Origin of the sequence: Shewanella atlantica (assembly GCF_003966265.1) — a bacterium.
Taxonomy (GTDB): Bacteria; Pseudomonadota; Gammaproteobacteria; order Enterobacterales; family Shewanellaceae; genus Shewanella; species Shewanella atlantica.
Map to the genome: position 1 here is coordinate 127,359 of NZ_RXNV01000006.1, position 18,984 is coordinate 146,342.

The 18,984-nt window shown below is 46.8% G+C and carries 14 protein-coding genes; 9 read left to right on the top strand and 5 right to left on the bottom strand.

Features of this window, described 5'->3' with window-relative positions; all coding sequences use genetic code 11:
- Positions 1 to 45: 45 nt before the first annotated feature.
- The 5 genes from csrD to EKG39_RS14425 all read right to left on the bottom strand — a co-directional run bounded on the left by csrD (position 46) and on the right by EKG39_RS14425 (position 5,912).
- Positions 46 to 1,956, bottom strand: a complete 1,911-nt coding sequence (gene csrD / locus EKG39_RS14405) for an RNase E specificity factor CsrD (RefSeq protein ID WP_126506449.1) — start codon at positions 1,954 to 1,956, stop codon at positions 46 to 48.
- A 283-nt stretch (positions 1,957 to 2,239) separates the two neighbouring features.
- A complete protein-coding gene (locus tag EKG39_RS14410; protein WP_126506450.1) occupies positions 2,240 to 3,487 on the bottom strand; it encodes a malic enzyme-like NAD(P)-binding protein in 1,248 nt (415 codons plus the stop codon).
- A gap of 167 nt (positions 3,488 to 3,654) precedes the next feature.
- The gene (locus EKG39_RS14415; RefSeq protein WP_126506451.1) at positions 3,655 to 4,515 is read right to left on the bottom strand and encodes a thermonuclease family protein; all 861 of its coding nucleotides are present in this window, start codon (positions 4,513 to 4,515) and stop codon (positions 3,655 to 3,657) included.
- Between the two features lie 130 nt (positions 4,516 to 4,645).
- A complete protein-coding gene (gene rpmE / locus EKG39_RS14420; RefSeq protein WP_126506452.1) occupies positions 4,646 to 4,858 on the bottom strand; it encodes a 50S ribosomal protein L31 in 213 nt (70 codons plus the stop codon).
- Positions 4,859 to 5,096: 238 nt separating this feature from the next.
- Positions 5,097 to 5,912 (bottom strand): LysM peptidoglycan-binding domain-containing protein, encoded by an 816-nt coding sequence (locus EKG39_RS14425; protein WP_126506453.1) that lies wholly within the window; start codon positions 5,910 to 5,912, stop codon positions 5,097 to 5,099.
- A gap of 86 nt (positions 5,913 to 5,998) precedes the next feature.
- Between EKG39_RS14425 and priA the strand changes: the two genes are divergently transcribed.
- The 9 genes from priA to EKG39_RS14470 all read left to right on the top strand — a co-directional run bounded on the left by priA (position 5,999) and on the right by EKG39_RS14470 (position 18,925).
- Entirely contained in the window at positions 5,999 to 8,194 is a 2,196-nt protein-coding gene (priA, locus tag EKG39_RS14430) for a primosomal protein N' (protein WP_126506573.1), read from the top strand.
- Between the two features lie 168 nt (positions 8,195 to 8,362).
- Positions 8,363 to 10,108: an arginine--tRNA ligase gene (gene argS, locus EKG39_RS14435; RefSeq protein WP_126506454.1), complete on the top strand. Its 1,746-nt coding sequence runs from the start codon at positions 8,363 to 8,365 to the stop codon at positions 10,106 to 10,108.
- A 113-nt stretch (positions 10,109 to 10,221) separates the two neighbouring features.
- Positions 10,222 to 10,788: an SPOR domain-containing protein gene (locus EKG39_RS14440; protein ID WP_126506455.1), complete on the top strand. Its 567-nt coding sequence runs from the start codon at positions 10,222 to 10,224 to the stop codon at positions 10,786 to 10,788.
- Positions 10,789 to 11,051: 263 nt separating this feature from the next.
- The gene (gene hslV, locus EKG39_RS14445; protein ID WP_126506456.1) at positions 11,052 to 11,576 is read left to right on the top strand and encodes an ATP-dependent protease subunit HslV; all 525 of its coding nucleotides are present in this window, start codon (positions 11,052 to 11,054) and stop codon (positions 11,574 to 11,576) included.
- A gap of 73 nt (positions 11,577 to 11,649) precedes the next feature.
- Positions 11,650 to 12,975 carry an ATP-dependent protease ATPase subunit HslU gene (gene hslU / locus EKG39_RS14450; protein ID WP_126506457.1) on the top strand — a complete coding sequence of 442 codons (1,326 nt, stop codon included), beginning with the start codon at positions 11,650 to 11,652 and terminating at the stop codon, positions 12,973 to 12,975.
- Between the two features lie 248 nt (positions 12,976 to 13,223).
- A complete protein-coding gene (locus EKG39_RS14455) occupies positions 13,224 to 15,257 on the top strand; it encodes a methyl-accepting chemotaxis protein (protein ID WP_126506458.1) in 2,034 nt (677 codons plus the stop codon).
- A gap of 150 nt (positions 15,258 to 15,407) precedes the next feature.
- Entirely contained in the window at positions 15,408 to 15,800 is a 393-nt protein-coding gene (locus EKG39_RS14460) for a gamma-butyrobetaine hydroxylase family protein (protein WP_126506459.1), read from the top strand.
- A gap of 393 nt (positions 15,801 to 16,193) precedes the next feature.
- On the top strand, positions 16,194 to 18,050 hold the full coding sequence (locus tag EKG39_RS14465) for a cytochrome c3 family protein (protein ID WP_126506460.1): 1,857 nt from the start codon (positions 16,194 to 16,196) through the stop codon (positions 18,048 to 18,050).
- Positions 18,051 to 18,121: 71 nt separating this feature from the next.
- Positions 18,122 to 18,925, top strand: a complete 804-nt coding sequence (locus EKG39_RS14470) for a response regulator transcription factor (RefSeq protein ID WP_126506461.1) — start codon at positions 18,122 to 18,124, stop codon at positions 18,923 to 18,925.
- The last annotated feature ends 59 nt before the right edge of the window (positions 18,926 to 18,984 follow it).

Below are 18,984 nucleotides of genomic sequence, written 5' to 3' on the forward strand. Positions count from 1 at the left end.
AATTAAATGTAGCTTTACGGACACAGTCACCTGCTTTGCCTCAAACTAGATCTCTTCAATAGGGTCACTGAAGATACTCCCTTGCCCGGCACTCACCCCTAAAATCTTCAAGGTTTGCCACTCCTCAAATGACTCTACGCCATCGGCAAAAACCTGAACATCGGTGCGATATAAACCACCGATCAAACTACGGACAAACAATTGATTTTCCTGTCTCAGATGAATCTGACGAACGATTGAACGATGCAGTTTAATCAGGTCGAAATGACACTCTTGAATATATTGAGTACTCACAACCTCTTGCCCCACCCGGTCGACACAGAGGCTCGCCCCCATCTTTCTGATCATATCCAGATGGTCTTTTAGCTGCTCTCTATGATGGACGACAATATCTTCATTGACTTCGAATATCAGCCTGGAGGTCAGGTGTCGATATTCGAGCAAGGTAGTTTTAAGCCAGCGAATAAAGGCGCGACTTAACAGGGTATCCAGACTCAAATTCACACTGTATCTGGTGGTGGTATCGCTGCGGTCATTGAGAAGATCAAACAGCACGGTCTCGATAACCTGCCTCTCAAACTGAGGCGTCAGGCCACACTTAATCGCCATAGGGATATAGAGGGTCGCCCTGATTAAGTTATCCTGATTATCGCGGATACGACTCGATATCTCGAAATGATGCGTCTCCATATCGCTATCAACGACGGGCTGAGAGAAAACGACCAGCCGCCGGTTAACGAGGGCATATTCGAGGAAGCTTCGCCAACGAACAGACCCCTTGGCAAACTCTTCGTCTACGGCCCCTTTATCATACATAAACCAACCACTGGAACCTTGAAATTGAGCCGCTCTCAGTGCCCGCTCAGACTCGTCCAGCAACTGCTCTTTACTCTCACCCACCTTAAAATAGGCAACACCAATATGGTAAAAATCATCACTATTTTGTGTTGTCGGCAGCGCCTGACTTAAACAGACCTTAAGCAGTTTAACTGCTAATTTTTCGGCATCTTTCAAGGAGATCTGTGGGACAACGATGGCGAACTGATTATAAGAACGTCGGGCAAAGATACTGTTCGCTTGTGTATCTAAAATCTGATTAATATCATTGATGGTCTGCAGCAGCAGTGCATCTATCGACTCATCGGCAACCTCTTGCTGCAAAAGATCGAGATCTTCCATCTCCAGCAGAAACATCACTCCGGGAGCCATCATTCCACGATCATTACTTAGTGCATCTAAGCGGTTCTTCAAAAACAATCGGTTACCAATCCCGGTTTCAGGATCGAGAAAGGTATTTGAACGAATAAATTGATCGAACCTCGCCCTCTGCTTTTGAGCGTCATCGAGTTCGAGCAGCATATGAGTCAAGGCTCGATTGATCATTCTGGGCTTACCATGCCCTTTCTCGGCGAGTGCCTGCTCATATTCATTGTTCAAAATAAGTTTACTTCGAGCGGCTAAATCTTCGATACCCACCAGCTGAACAGACAACCATTGATGTCCAAATCGGACAAAAAACGCAACTGATATGATGCCACCAGAAAGGATAAGCAGTTCATACCAACTCAAGTCATACATTTGAAACGGCTGGGGGAGAGTCATAGAGAGCTTAAGATGTCGATCTTTTATCAGCACGCTCTCGTAGGTCACATGGCCTTTATCGGCAGCATCAGCTTGGTACTCATAGACAACTTGACCATTTTCCAGCAGTTGAAATTTTGACGCCTTATAGGCAGCCAAAATAGAAGGCAGCCAGGAGGATAGATCTCTGTCACTGTCGTGCTCGTAATGATGCACAAGCATAGACTCGATCTCTGACACCTTTTGTTGCTGAAACTTATAGGTCAGCTGTGCAAAACTTACCAAGGCGGTAAGTAAGAATATAAAAGCCACTGCGGCAAGAGACAGTAGCCAAAATCCGGTCAGTTTTCTCGTTAAAAGTCGTGTTAGTTTCATAATCCGCTTTCCTGCAGAATTTATTATTATTAATTTCAGAAATATGGATTCAGCTGGTCACGTTAAGTGTTAACTTTTAGTTAACGCCTAAAATCCCACAATACAAACAAATTCCGTTCTTCACAACGATAATTATCTGTCGCGGCTCGGTAGCCAAAGTTAAAGATTTCGGTCAATGAAACTTCAGACCTTGTATTAAACAGTATTTTTCAGATAGTTATGTCTTATTAGTAAAAAAACAAAAAGGGGCCCTAAAGGCCCCTTTCAGTCTAAAACGGAAAAATTAAAGCATGTAATTATCCGGCAAAGTTTCGATTGCTGCGACACCTGAATCGATGGCAGCCTGGGCCACCGCTTTAGCAACATTAGAAAGCAAGCGTGGATCCATTGGTTTAGGGATCACATAATCGGGACCAAAGCTTAATTCACTGACATCCGGATAAGCCGCTAAGACCGAAGCCGGAACTTCCTCTTTAGCCAGTGCCGCAATGGCATTGACCGCAGCTATCTTCATTTCATCGTTAATTTTCGACGCTCTGACGTCTAACGCGCCACGGAAAATGAATGGGAAACAAAGAACATTGTTAACCTGGTTAGGGTAATCACTACGGCCTGTACCCATTATCAGATCTTTACGGACATCGTGTGCGATCTCGGGCCTAATCTCAGGATCCGGGTTTGAACAAGCAAAGATAACCGGCTTATCTGCCATTAAAGCAACATCTTCGGCAGCCAGTACATCCGGGCCCGACAGGCCTAAGAACGCATCGGCGCCTTTAATCACTTCTTGCAGGGTGCGCTTATCGGTATTATTGGCAAACAATGCCTTATACTCATTGATATCTTCACGACGAGTATGAATAACGCCTTTTCTGTCAAGCATATAGACATTTTCACGCTGAACGCCACACTTAACCAGCATTGTCATACACGCGATAGCCGCAGCCCCGGCGCCCATACAGACAAAGATCGCCTTCTCTATCTCTTTTCCCTGAATTTCAAGTGCGTTGATCATACCCGCCGCAGTGACGATGGCAGTACCATGTTGATCATCATGGAACACAGGTACACTGCAGCGCTCAATCAAAGCCTTCTCAATTTCAAAACATTCTGGGGCTTTGATATCTTCAAGGTTAATACCACCGAACGTATCGGCAATGGCTTCAACGGTATTGATAAACTCTTCGGCTGTACGATGTTTAACTTCGATGTCAGTCGCATCAATATTAGCAAAATGCTTAAATAGCAATGCCTTGCCTTCCATAACCGGCTTAGAAGCTAATGGCCCCAAATTGCCTAATCCCAAAATAGCGGTACCATTTGAGATAACAGCTACGGTATTGCCCTTCGCCGTATAACGATAAGCATCATCAGGATTAGCTGCGATTTCACGTACAGGCTCTGCAACACCTGGGCTATACGCAAGTGCGAGATCCATACTGGTTTCTGCTGGTTTAGTCAGGCAAACAGCTGTTTTACCTGGTACTGGGAATTCATGATAATCGAGGGCTTGTTGACGAAGATCTGACATTTTTTTAATCCTGAAAATGCGACAAGTTAACTTTTCATAGGGCCTGCAATCTCCCGACTCTTTAGGCATTAAAAGATGAAGGGGACTGGTTGGGCTAAGATACTAGAAATGACACACTTTTTAAACATAAGATTAGGAAAATTCAGCCGAAGTTAGTAAGTATTGCTCTAAGGTCTATTTTGCAAACTTATCTGCGAAGGATGACTGCTGATCAACTGCCACTTTTTGTAGGAATAATACAACGAACCTCGGACGATTACTGGGCTTTCAAGCAAGTTAAGGTTCAAAATGTTGCTAAATTTACCAGATTCCGCTCTAGGTATGCCGACATAAAATTTTTCATCTAAAATAAGCCACAAATATTGGCCTTTTCTTTCATATCCGGTAACGACCCCTTTGACCTCGCCCCATCGATTACGATCTTCCCTGCCTAACTCGTCAACCGTCTTAGCGCGATAATCAGGATGTGACCATAACCCCAGCTTCTTATCCCTGGCAGTTAACTCGATCAGGTTTAAACACTGCCAAAAATAATCATTCTGATAAACCCGGGTCGTAGCGAGGCCTTGGCTTAATAGAAGCTCCTGAAGATGCTCGCCACTCTCGGTATAAACATAGGCCAAAGTGCGGCCATAGGGATCCAGTTTCTTTTGATCGAAGGATAAGTTTAATACCTGACCAGGTTTGAGATGTTTCTGCAGAAAGTGTCGCGCTTCTTTAGCGTATGGCTGTGACAGTTCTGACGATTTAAAATCGATTTCCGGCGAATCGACGCCAATCAGGCGTACCAGACGCCCATCTGTCAACGTGAGGGTATCGCCATCATTAACATATTCAAGTTCAACCTGCTCATCATAATAGGTGGGAGCACATAAGGCGGACGTCATCACGGCGCTCTGCTCTTTACTCTCCTGTTGAGCTAGCTTTGCCTGCGCTGCTTGAGTCGTAGATGAGAAGCTGAGGATGAGGGACAGAAAAAGCATGCTAGTCAATGACTTCGAGGAAGACAGCAATTGAAATGCATTCATGTGATCTCCTTATGACCAGGCCCGATATTCCTTAGCTTGGGCGCAATAAAAGCTGAATACAGAATAACAAAAAAGGCGCCATAAAGGCGCCTTTTCAAAATTCATTGTAGAAATACTTTTAAAGTAAAAGTTACTTCTTACCAAGAGCACCGAAGCGCTTGTTGAACTTGTCGATACGTCCACCAGTGTCCACAACTTTCTGTGTACCAGTGTAGAATGGGTGACATGCACCACATACGTCCAAGTGCAGAGCTTTACCTGCAGTTGAATTTACTTTAATTACGTTACCACAAGTACAAGTTGCAGTGATTTCTGCATATTCAGGGTGAATACCTGGTTTCATTTGGATTACCTCTAAGTTGAAGGCCATGTCGCTCTCCCAACCCGAAGTCGGACACCACATGAAGTTAATAAAATATTAGGCGCGAGATAATACAGGATGTGGAAAAGAGATACAAGAGAAAAAGCAGGGCTGGGAGTCAACAAAAAGGAGGCGCTGAATAAAACGCAGTAGCTATAACCCCTTGGGTCTTCTCCCCCGAAATAAGACTTTTTCTGTGACTTATAATTTTACTCTGAATTTATAACTTTTCGTAGATTCTTTTTGCCGTCCTATTATCTCTATATTTCTCTTTCAGCGACACCGATGGACAGTGCAAGATAACATCGGCTCTCAGACCACTAATCTCGCCTTTATTGAAAGCCTTAGGGTTGGCCTCGAAGATAGCAAGAATGGCACCATAAGTACCCATCTCCCACTCTTGACTGTATTGAGTACCAATTCCCCACAGGGTCTGATTGCCGCCATACTCGAGCACGCAATTATCTTCCGTTAAATCCACAACCTTTGAGTCGTTACTTGTCTGCATTGCCAGCAACACGGCTGAGGCTGGCTTTGCTTTTTTAGTACTAACGACCACATCTGATTTGAATTCAGCTTTTTGCTCAACCTGCTTCTGCTTTGTCTTAGATTTAGATTCTGGTTTAAGTTCTGATTTAGCTTTAGTCTTATCGCTAATCCCCTTTGCTATCTGCTCATCACTGAACAGAGGCAAGGTTTTAACCAGATGCCACTGATTCACCCGGTACTCCTTGACGATTAACTGCGCCGAAGGATCGACCACATCGTCGACTCCTGTCAGGAGCAACATAAAGTTATTGATAGGTTTAACCATTAAACGCTCATCGCCGCTACTCTGGCGAACAATAAACTGCATCTTATCCAGATTTTCATGCCCGGAGACAATGTTCACCCTTAACTTAGGGTAATCACCTAAACCGAACAGTTGTTGATTAATACTCACATGAGAAATTTGAGCATGAGCAAAGCTAGCCCCGAGAAATTGGACGCTTATCATGAGAAATGAAAACACTGCGATTTGGATAATTCTTGTCATTGGATCTCTCCGTCTATAGATAAGAGTAGCCCTTGACCGACAGGCTGGGTACACTTGCTGTATCCATTGATAAATCTTGTCACCCTATGCCCCTGTTTGTCGAGGTTGCCTTGCCTGTGCCTATGCGGCAAGCCTTCAGTTATAAAGTACCTGAGTCCATTTCAACCCTTCCTAAAAAAGGGATGAGAGTTAAAGTACCCTTTGGTCGTCAGCAATTAATCGGTTTGGTCACGGGTATTTCCGATACCTGTAACTTAGCACCTCAGCAGATAAAATCTATTATCGAACTGTTAGATGAGAAACCGCTGCTACCTGATTCACTTTATAAACTAACCGCTTGGGCTGCAAGATATTACTTTTGTAGCTTAGGTCAAATGCTCTCGCAAGCCATTCCTGTCGCCTTGCGTAAGGGAGCTGAGGTTTCATCAAACACCACCACTTTCTGGCACCTGACCGGGGCCGGCAGTTCTGCATCACTCGATACCCTGAAACGTGCTCCCGCACAGAAAAAAGTCATGGAGCATCTGCTTAAGGGGGAGCTGACTCAAGATGAAGTCACCAGTTTAGCCCTGAGTAAATCAGCGCTGAAGGCCCTTCAGGAGAGAACATGGATAACCCGGGATGAGCGAGTCAACACTATCGACCTTTCCTGGCGAGATAAACTTGAGCTTGATGAAGACCCCTTAACGCTCAATCCGGAACAAGCCATCGCCGTTGCTACGCTCAACCAGCAAGCCGGCTATCACTGCACTCTACTCGAAGGTATTACGGGATCCGGTAAGACTGAGGTCTATCTGGCCCTGCTTGAATCAGTACTCAGTAAGGGCAGACAGGCACTGATCTTAGTTCCCGAGATAGGCTTAACGCCACAAACGATCAGTCGTTTCAAAAGCCGATTCAAGGTGCAGGTCGCCGTTATTCATTCCGGGCTAACCGATAATCAAAGGTTAGCGGCATGGCAACAGGCAAAATCCGGCGAGGCGGCGATCATTATCGGCACACGCTCAGCCCTATTTACTCCTATGGCTTTTCCGGGAGTCATAATTCTGGATGAGGAACATGACTCCAGCTTTAAGCAGCAGGAAGGCGTGGGTTACCATGCCCGGGATCTCGCTGTGATGCGGGGGCATTTAGAAGATATTCCAGTCCTGCTCGGCACCGCGACCCCCTCCCTCGAGAGCCTGCAAAATGCACTCAATGGCCGCTACAAACACCTTGAGCTGGGCCAAAGAGCGGGCAATGCAGAGAAAGTACGTCAGGGCATCATAGATATCAGCAACCAGCCCCTGAACACCGGCCTTTCCCATGCTCTGCTCAATGAGATGCGTATTCATCTCGATGCGGGTAACCAGGTCCTGTTATTTCTGAACCGAAGAGGCTTCGCTCCTGCGCTACTTTGCCATGAGTGTGGTCACCTCCATGAATGTGACCGGTGTGATGCTTTTTTCACCGTGCATCAGTCACTGGGCGAGATCCGTTGTCATCACTGTGGAAATCAATACGCCATTCCAAAACAGTGCCATAACTGTGGCAGCACCATGTTGATGGGGCAAGGGGTTGGCACAGAGCAACTGGCTAATGTTCTGGAGAAAGAGTTCCCGAAATACCCTGTGGTTCGAATCGATCGCGATACCACAAGCCGGAAGGGCTCTCTGGAAGCACATCTCAATGCCATACATAAAGGCGAGTATAAGATCCTCGTCGGCACACAGATGCTGGCAAAAGGACACCATTTCCCCGATGTGACCCTGGTAGGTTTATTAGATGTCGATGGTGCCCTGTTCAGTGCCGACTTCAGGGCACCTGAACGGTTCGGCCAACTTTATACTCAGGTATCGGGCCGGGCCGGAAGGGCCAGAAAGCCGGGTACAGTGTTGATGCAAACTCATCAGGCCGATAACCCGGTGTTACGGGAATTAATGCATAAAGGCTATGGCGAATTTGCTCGTGGTCAACTCAATGAACGTAAGCAAGCCTTGCTACCGCCGGCCTGGCATATGTTGTTAATCCGCGCCGAGGCACATCAGGCCATAGACGCCGACAACTTTTTATCCCAGGTTGCCGAACTCTTACCGCAGAACGAGGAGAGTGAGGTTATCGGACCTATGCCCGCCCCTATGGATAAGAAGGCGGGAAAATACCGCCGACATCTTATTTTCCAGACCAAGTCGCGCAATCAATTACAGAGTGCATTCGAACATGCCTTGCCTCAGATAGAGTCTCTGCCTTTGGCGAAACGGTGTCGATGGAGCTTAGACAGAGACCCGCAAGATCTGCTCTAATCGAATGCTTTACCGACTTTTGCCAAGCCAATGATGGTCAATCGGTCACTTTTAAGTTAAAAAAAGCCATAAAAGTGATTTCGAAGATAGCAATTGACCATCACTAGCGGCTAAAATGTGCGGTTATCCCTAAATCTTTTTATCATTAGTAAGTGCCAATTAACGCCAATGAAATCACATATTCAATCTTTACTCATACAAGCCCTAGACGCCCTTAAACAACAGGGTGTGATCCCAACTGATTTTGAAGCTCGCGTTCAGGTAGACCGAACTAAAGATAAGACTCACGGTGATTTCGCGACTAACCTGGCGATGATGCTCACTAAAGTTGCCCGTAAGAATCCAAGAGAACTCGCACAGCAGATCATCGACAGTCTGCCGGAAGATAGCCAGGTAGCAAAAGTTGAAATAGCCGGGCCCGGTTTTATTAACTTTTTCATCGATGAGAATGCCCTCGCTACTCAGCTAATGACAGCATTAAATGATGACCACTTAGGCATTCAATTGCCTGAGCCACAAACCGTGGTTGTCGATTACTCCTCACCAAACTTAGCCAAAGAGATGCACGTAGGTCACCTGCGTTCAACAATTATTGGTGACAGTGTGGTGCGCGCACTCGAATTCCAGGGCCACAATGTCATTCGTCAAAACCACGTCGGCGATTGGGGCACTCAATTCGGTATGCTACTGGCTTACATGGAAGAGTTACGTGCTCAAAATGGTGAACAGGCACAGATGGAACTATCGGATCTGGAGACCTTCTACCGCGCAGCGAAAGTTCGTTTCGATGAATCTGAAGAGTTTGCAACCCGTGCTCGTAAGCTTGTGGTTTCACTGCAGTCTGGCGATGAGTATTGCAATAAACTCTGGCGTGAGTTTAACGACATTTCACTCAGCCATTGTCATGACGTCTATGAGCGCTTAGGAGTTAGCCTGACACGTAAAGATGTCCGTGGCGAAAGTACCTATAATGACGACCTGCAGCAGGTAGTTAAAGATCTCGATGCTAAGGGCCTGCTGTCTGAGAGTAATGGCGCTAAAGTCGTGTTCCAGGATGAGTTCAAAACCAAAGACGGTGACCCTCTACCTGTAATCATCCAAAAGGCAGACGGCGGCTACCTGTATGCCACCAGTGATATGGCAGCGATGCGTTACCGCTCAAATGTATTGAAAGCCGATCGCGCACTCTATTTTGTCGATCTTCGTCAGGGACTGCATTTCCAGCAGGTATTTAAACTCGCCCGAACTGCAGAGTTTATTAATCCGGATATGAGCCTGGAGCACATGGGCTTCGGCACCATGAATGGCGATGATGGTCGTCCGTTTAAAACCCGTTCAGGTGGTGTTGTAAAATTGGTTGACCTGCTAACTGAAGCCGACACCCGAGCACTCGAACTGGTTCGAAGCAAGAACCCGGATATGGATCAGGCCGAACTGGAAAAGATTGCCAAAGTGGTTGGGATCAGCTCGGTTAAATACGCCGATCTTTCCAAGAACCGCGCCAGCGATTATATCTTCAGCTTCGAGCAGATGCTCAGCTTCGAAGGCAACACGGCACCTTACCTCCTGTATGCTTACACGCGAGTCGCGGGCATCTTTAAACGTGCCGCAGATATCGACCTTAGCGATGCAAAAATGCAGCTGGATCATGATAAAGAGAAGGAACTGGGTAACAAATTAGCTCAGTTTGGTGAAGTTCTGTCTCGCATGGTCACCAAAGGTCAGCCCCACGCGTTATGTGGCTACCTGTTTGAATTGGCTGGTGCTTTCTCTAGTTTTTACGAAGCTTGTCCGGTACTTGCAGCAGAATCTGAAGAGCAGAAGAAGAGTCGCTTACTCCTGTCTCAGCTCACGGCGAAGACACTCAAGCAAGGCCTGGACCTGCTTGGTATCGAAACGCTGGATCGCATGTAATCTAGCTTTTATGACCTAAACAATGCCGGGGTAAAATCTTAAATTAAGATAGCTCCCGGCATTGAAGCCATATACAAAACAGAACAGATCAGAAATAACGGTATTACTATTCAATGACAAATCGCGACTACGCCAATAGAAAGCCGGCCAAAGGTAAAGGCAAAACAGCACGAAGAGGTAAGCAAGCGCCTGCACCCAGACGCTTTCCTGTTCTTTTATTGCTTATTACCGTCAGCCTGCTCGGTGGATTTGGATACTTCCTATGGAGCATCAACGACAGTGCAGAAACAACTGCTCCCGTCGTTGTCGAGCAGCCCAAGAAGACTGTCGTAAAAAAAGATCCCAACGCACTCCCTCCGAAGCCAAAAGAGGAGTGGACCTATCAGCAAGAGCTTGAAAATAAGAAAGTTGAAGTCGATATACCGGAAAAAACGGCACCAACTCGACCGTATCAGATGCAGTGTGGTTCATTCAGAACTCAATCTCAGGCTGAACAGATGAAAGCAGTTATTGCTTTTCAGGGCTTATCCGCCAATGTGCGTAAGGTTAAGGGTACAACAGGCGATTGGTACAAGGTTAGCTTAGGTCCGTACGATCGTAAGCGACTGGCTGAGAAACACCGTCACATCCTGCAGGGCGCCGGTATCAACGGTTGTATCATTTTATACTGGGAAGGGTGATCCCAACCAGATCTATATCGATTAGACACGTTACTGCGTAGCCGATAGGCGGGTAATACCAATTGGTATAAAGCCCTGATTGACGCTACGCTTTCAGGTAAAGACGGTTCCTTGCGGGCTAATAGATAAAACCAACCCAATAAAACCATCGATGTTTTCCTCTTTTACACTCCTCTTCCTTGATATTTGACTAACCTCCCCCCATATATCTTCTATCACCCACTGACGAGTATCGACTCGACAGTTTGAGAAGAGGAAACATCGTGACCACAATCGTATCAGTTCGCCGTAATAACCAGGTCGTCATCGCTGGAGATGGCCAAGTATCACTTGGTAATACCGTGATGAAAGGTAACGCCAGAAAAGTTCGTCGCCTTTATCATAATAAAGTCCTGGCTGGTTTTGCTGGCGGCACCGCCGATGCTTTTACCCTATTCGAACGTTTCGAAGCAAAATTAGAGATGCATCAGGGTCATCTGATGAAAGCCGCCGTTGAGATGGCAAAGGACTGGCGTAGCGATAAGATGCTACGTAAGCTTGAAGCCCTGCTTGCGGTTGCCGATGACACATGCTCATTAATCATTACCGGTAACGGTGATGTCGTCCAACCGGAAAGCGATCTTATCGCTATCGGCTCCGGGGGCAACTTTGCCCAATCGGCCGCAACTGCACTACTCGAAAATACTGAACTTAGCGCGTTAGAGATTGCTGAAAAATCGCTAACCATTGCCGGTGATATCTGCGTGTTCACCAACCAGTTCAAAACAATCGAAGAATTAAATTACTGATCGAGTGCCGCTCAACTTGAACCACAAGCAGCGGCGCACGCTCAACACTGATGCTAATGCATGAGGAAAGAATATGTCTGAAATGACCCCACGTGAGATTGTCCATGAATTAGACTCTCACATTATTGGCCAACACGATGCAAAACGTTCGGTGGCTATCGCCCTGCGTAACCGCTGGCGTCGTATGCAACTCGATGTCGATTTCCGCCAGGAAGTGACCCCAAAGAATATCTTAATGATAGGCCCTACCGGTGTCGGTAAAACAGAGATCGCCCGCCGCCTGGCTAAATTGGCAAAGGCGCCGTTTATCAAGGTCGAAGCCACTAAGTTCACCGAAGTGGGCTACGTCGGCAAAGAAGTGGAACAGATCATTCGCGATCTAACCGATTCAGCGATTAAGATGACCCGTGAAGAACAGATGAAGAAGTGCAAATTCAAAGCCGAAGAGGCTGCCGAAGAGCGCATTCTCGACGCACTTCTACCTAAGCCTAAAGAAGATTGGGACAACGAAAAGCCAGATGATTCGGCCACTCGTCAGATCTTCCGTAAAAAGCTTCGTGAAGGTCAGCTGGACGACAAAGAGATCGAAATTGACGTTGCTGCACCTCAGGTCGGTATCGAAATCATGTCTCCTCCGGGCATGGAAGAGATGACAAACCAGCTACAGAGTATGTTCCAAAATATGGGACCCGGTGACAGCAAGCGTCGTAAGATGCCAATCAAAGAAGCTTACAAGCTTATGATTGAAGAGGAAGCTGCAAAACTCGTCAATCAAGATGACATGAAAGAACAGGCTATCGAACTGGTTGAGCAGCACGGTATCGTCTTCTTGGATGAGATCGATAAGATCTGTAAGCGTGGTGAGTCTTCAGGTCCGGATGTATCACGTGAAGGCGTACAGCGTGACCTACTGCCTTTAGTTGAAGGTTGCACGGTCAACACAAAACACGGCATGGTTAAAACTGACCATATCTTGTTTATCGCCTCCGGTGCATTCCAGATGTCTAAACCGTCAGACTTAATCCCTGAGTTGCAGGGCCGTTTGCCGATTCGTGTCGAGCTCAGCGCCCTGACCGCCGATGACTTCAAGCGTATCTTAATCGAGCCTCATGCCTCACTCACTGAACAGCACGTTGCTATGATGGGCACCGAAGATGTTAAAATTGAGTTCACCGAAGATGGTATCGAGAGCATCGCCCAAGCCGCATGGCAAGTAAACGAGCGTACCGAAAATATCGGGGCCCGTCGTCTTCATACTGTGATGGAGCGTCTGATGGAAGAACTATCCTATGATGCGTCTGACAAGTCCGGTAGCACCTTCGTTATCGATGCTGAATATGTCAGCAGCCACTTAGATAACTTAATACAAGATGAAGATCTAAGCCGCTTTATCCTGTAAGGCAGATATCGCAAAGAGTCACGAGTTGAAGCACAAACGCTTCGCTCGTGACTTTTTATTATCTACGACTCAATACTCCTCATTACAACTCAATAGCCCTCGCCAAATCATCAGCTCTCCCCAACATCAGTTCAAATGGCTACATTCAGATCAATATAACCATACTAAATGTAAGTGAACTCTATCGGCTCAACTATAATTTAGTTCAGTGAGAATGTGTTGGTGCGTCCGGCAGCTAGGAACTATATATGAATGCCATCTTGAATTTGACAGTGAGGCTAAAACTACTACTGGGCTTTGGTTTGGTTATCGCAATTTTCATCATAAGTTCGAGCATAGTGTATATGCAGCTGCAAGACATCAACACCACACAAAGCCGGCTGCTAGAGCTCAGGACGCCCACTGTACAGGCCGGAATGAATCTTGAAGGCGCCATCACCCAAACTTTATCAGGCCTGAGGGGTTACCTTATTCTTGGCGGCGATCCAAGCAAGGCTAAACTATTCATGGACGAACGAGCCCAGGGCTGGGATAAATTAGAGCAATCCCTCATGAGTCTGGAGGGGTTCGCAAAAAATTGGACCGTGCCCAGAAACATAGAGCGGCTCAAAGAGATGAAAACAATTATCGGCCAGTTTAAGCAAGCACAACAACAAATTGAGGATATCGCTCATACAGATAAAAACATCCCCTCTTTCGATATTCTCCTCACTAAAGCGGCACCTACGGCGGCCAGAACCCTGACCGCGCTAACCGCTATCATAGAGGGTGAAATGGCTAATCCGAGTAATATCGAACACAAGGTATTCCTCAAAACCTTAGCCGACAGCCGCGCTGCATTTGCAATGGGCTTAGCCAATATTCGGGCTTACTTACTTTCCGGTGATCTTAAGTTCAAAAACAACTATTTAGAGTTAAAAGAAAGAAGCGACAACTTAATGCTGACTCTCGAAAGCTCAATTGAATTGATGTCGGTCGAGCAAAGAAAGCAGTGGGATATTTTTAAGCAGGCCAGAAGCGAGTTTGCCCCCTATGTAATCCAGATGTTTGGTTCTCGTTCCAGCGCCGAGTGGAACCAGGCTAACCATTGGCTAGGTACATTAGCGGCACCTAGAGCCCGTAAGATAAAGAGTATTCTGGAAGAGATGCGGATCTCTCAGGCAAACCTGTTTAAAGCCGATCAGCAAAGCCTTACCGAAGCCAGTGACACATTGAACTTTGTCTTACTCCTGTCCGGCATGCTAACGATCATTTTCGGTGGTGTTATCGCAGTTGCTATCAGTCAATCTGTAACCCGGCCACTGGGTGGTGAACCGACTGAAATGGTCGACATTGCCAACAGCATAGCCGAAGGAGACCTGACCTTAAGCTTTACCCATGCCGCCAATGCGAAGGGCCTGTATCTGTCTATGTATAAGATGCACGCCAAGCTCAAAGAGTTAGTCAGCAACATAGCCGGTGCAGCCGAACAGTTAACCGATACTGCCGTTCAAACTTCGGGGATGTCTGAGCAGACCAATAACAATGTTCAGGAACAGTTCCAGCAGACTGAGTTAGTTGCCACCGCCGTTGAGGAGATGACTGTCACAGTCAATGAAGTTAGCCTCAACGCCTCTAACTGCCTCAGCGTGATACAGGAGTCTGAAACAACCATCAAGGAGGGGCAGGAAAATGTCCTGCAAACGGTCGGTAATGTTGAAAAGCTCTCAGGCGATATCAACGACGCAACAGAGGTAATACTATCTCTGCAGGAGAAGAGCGCCCAAATTAATTCGGTCTCCGAGGTGATAGGCAGTATTGCCGAGCAGACTAACCTGCTGGCCTTAAATGCCGCTATCGAAGCAGCGAGGGCTGGAGAGCAGGGACGAGGGTTTGCCGTGGTAGCAGATGAAGTCAGGGCACTCGCCTCCAAGACCCAGGAGTCCATATCGAGTATTAACTCCGTGATTCTGTCACTCCAGCAAAGTGCTGATGAAGCAGCCACGGCAATGCAGTCCAGCCAAAACAGTGCAGAAAACACCATCTCTGAAGCGAGGAGTTCCGGTGAGTCGCTCTCAAAAATAGCCGAGTCGAGTCAGCAGATTGTCGATATGGCGAGTCAGATATCCGTAGCGTCAGAGGAGCAAGCAAGCGTGACCTTAGATATCAGTCAAAACGTACAGATGATCAGAAGCGGAGCAGAGCAGACATCGATTGGTGCATCCGAGATGGTTAAGACCAGTGAGCAGCTGTCGGCCCAGGCTAGCAAATTGAAATCTATGGTTGCCTCATTTCGTTATTAATAACAATCCTACTAAATATCCCATGGGGTCACACAAACCTGACCCTATTCCGGATTAGCATTATCTTTTGACCGAAATTCAGGACTTTTTACCTCGAAAGCGCTACCCTGTCTGCACGTTTAATTTGAAGATACGACGACAACTGCAACTATGACGAATCCTGAATCACCTATGGTTACCGCCCTTAAGCTTAAACGTAAATCACGCCAGCTCGAGATCACCTTCGATACGGGTGAAACGTTTCAGCTCAGCTGTGAGATGTTACGTGTCTACTCCCCCTCGGCCGAAGTGCATGGACATGGCAACCCGGTATTGGTCACCCACAAGAAAAACGTCAACATTAAAGCGCTGACGCCTGTTGGCAACTATGCAGTGAAAATCACCTTCGATGATGGTCATGACACTGGCTTGTTCTCATGGAAGATATTGCACGATCTCGCCGCTAACCAAGTCGAACTATGGGAAAATTATCTCGCCAGACTGCGCGCAGCTAAAGCTAGCCGCGAGCCGTTAATTGATATGGCGGTTAAATACTATAAATAGTGCAGGGGCCAGCCCTCGACTAAGCAGATAAGGCTCTGATGTTAAATAGATACAGAGCCTTATAGACAAACACAACCTAAGACTCACCAGCTCCTTCTCCCTTTCTTTTGTTGATTTGTCTAACTGGCTACTCCTTGGTTAACCGCAATACATTTCACTCACATCATACTCGCCCCCACATTGAGTTAATCCACCTTCTTCCTTATTTGTAAGACATAGCAAAATCACTCACAGAGAGAAATCGCCATACCCATATGGCAAAAATCAGATGAAAAAACGCTTCTAAAGGGATCTTAATCACAGCGAGTTTCGACACTGTCATTTCTACTAGTGATGGCGACCAGATACACCTCCTATTCTTATCGGACTTATTAGAACAACAAGGAATAGATGATGAAACGCAATTCCATTATAGCGGTGTTAGCCCTTAGTTTTGCCCTCGGTGGCTGTGGCAGCGATGACTCCCCCACCCCGGAGCCACCGATCCCGCCGGAGCCGCCGATTGTAAAGCCGGATTATGTTTTTGGTGGCCCTACTGAAGATGAGCAAAAGCTAAACAAGGTGATTCAGTTTGCTATTGTAAAAGGATTCAGCCCACTCGATGATTCTGACGCAGCCAAGAAGAGTAATGCAAAGAGTTACTCCAGTGGTCATGAGATAGAAGGTGTGCTCGAGTCTAAAATGGTTGCAGATGCGGCAAAATTGGGACTCAAGGTTGATTACCTGCTGCCACCTACGGCCATCAACATGTCAGGTGTAAAGATCGACTCTATCCGCCCGGATATCTTTCAGGATGGCCGTGGTTCTGTGATGGATCTACTGCTATGGGCAGCCAAGAAATATAACCTCGACATCGAATATGAAAAAGATGAAAACCTCAAGACTCACTTTATCACCTCGATCGAAGGCATCACCGGCCTGCCGGAAGTGGTAGATCAAGATAATCTGGGTAAAACCGAAGGGCAAGGCTGGAAGTACCTTGTAGGACCTAGTATTTGGGAACATAAGAAAGAGGGCAGCTACGAAACCGATCACTACTACTACAAGGAGGAGGAGATCTATTTCCGTATGGATCACCACCCACTTAAGAACGAGATGAGTATCGTTCTGGTTGCCGCACAGCCTGGTGAGATGGATATTCGTAAGAAGAAATACCAGAAAGAGATGGACCGTTTAGCCGAGAATGGTGGCAAGGTGATCATCCCGGAAATCGTCATCGACTTTAAACCAGCTAAAACCACGGAAACAGGCGAAATCCTTATTCCGAATCAACGCGCGGTATTTAAAGATATCGAGGTCACTCCCCATAACCTCAGATCCGACATCTATAAAGAGGGAACCATAACCGAGCTTGATGCCTGGCTATCTCTGGTCGAACAGCGCCCCGATCTGAAGATTGATTGGTCCTACTGGCCACGTTTGAGTACCAATTCAAATGTTCAGGGCTATGTTGCGACGGCGATCAGCTTTAACGGCCGCGATGATGTGGGCAATATTGTTAACGAACGATATACTAACAACGGCTCTTGCGGATTCGTTCACCACACAGGTGAGTGGGAAAACTATATGGACTCAGGCGCCCAAAATGGTCTCTATCAGTGGGTGATGTGTTCAGCCAGAACCGACATGGGCGGCGATGAATATCGTAAAGCCTGTTATGGCCAGATCCCCGGGATCCTTGGCTATCGTGCCCGCCACTACGGTGAAGGTGAGCAATTTGAAAACCATAACCCTAAGGGGCGTGGTTATATGAAGTTTGGTTTGCCTTTCGGTGGTAACGATCCACACCTGACCGGTGATGCCATGATCATCTATGGCCCAGAATATATCAACTATATTGGTGCCGCCTTCGGCAATGGTTACGGTAACCAAGAGTCGACTTCTGGTTGCGATGCCGAAGCGCCAGAGATCGATCCGACTCGGATCAAAGATATCAGCCAGGCCAGAGCACCATTAACACCGTCTCACTTTGGCTGGAAAATACCAGACTGTACGACCTGCCACAATGCCGCCAACAGCCATGTAACTCAGGAAATGGCGCCATGGGAATGCGCTGAGTGTCATGGAAATAATGGTGCACCTGATAGTCATGGCGAGCTACTGACCTGTGGTTTCTGCCATGCCAAGACCTTAACAAAACACGGCGATGCTTACTCGACCAAAGATGATTACTACAGTGAGCAAACCAATTTTAAAGAGCCTGAAAGCTGCTTGACTTGCCATGTAGAAAAACAGGAAGGCACTCAGTAATTCATACCTTATACCGATTGGTATTAATCAGAGGAAGGTAACCCCTTCCTCTCGATAGAAGAGGAGTCGTTATGTCTGCACAACAAAGTGAGCTGGTCTGTAACAGGATCATCGAGAACTTTCTGGAAAAACTACAACCCTTCGGCCTTGATCGGTTTTACTATTGCATCATTCCGGATGAACTATCAAATGTTTGCATAGTTCCCGATGAACAGGCAAATACTCAAAACAGCGACAGCAACGAAGAGCTTCATTTCGCAAAGATGATCGATCTAAAGAAGATGCGTTTCGCCGTCGCCTCAGATCCTGAAATACTGAAATTTCGGGAGGAGTTTCTACATCGCTTCGCCAGAAGTGATGAGGGATACCAGCTATCCGGCCCCTCAATCAGAAAACGATACAACCCCTATATATGGCCGGAAAACACCATGCCGGAGCGACGAAAGAAGAGCTTCGAACAGCTACTTAACCTACACAAAATACGGACCAGAATGAGCTTTTATCACCCGGTTAAAGATAAAAAAGGTTGGATAGGGATCTGTAACCTCTTCTCCTGTAATGGCCGGGAAGAAATTATCGGCAACATGTCATCTGCTTCAAATGAGCTGGAGACGCTGCTCAGGGAGTTCGCCGAAACATTTAACGCCTTAGCATTTAAGACCATCAACCCTATCTCTAACTTCAGAGTATTATCCCCAACCTGCGTAGAGATACTCTCGTTAGTGGCACAGGGCTGCTCGAGTGAAGAGGTTGGCAAACAACTCTATATGAGCGAACGGGGCGTCAACTATCACATCGATAGAGCAAGAGTAATTTTAACCGCCAGAAACCGCACCAATCTGGTCAGTAAGGCTTATCAGAGTGGGTTATTATAGTTTGATATTCTTAACCGCTAAGCGGTTAGCGATGAGATAGAGCCCTGGATAGCGACCCT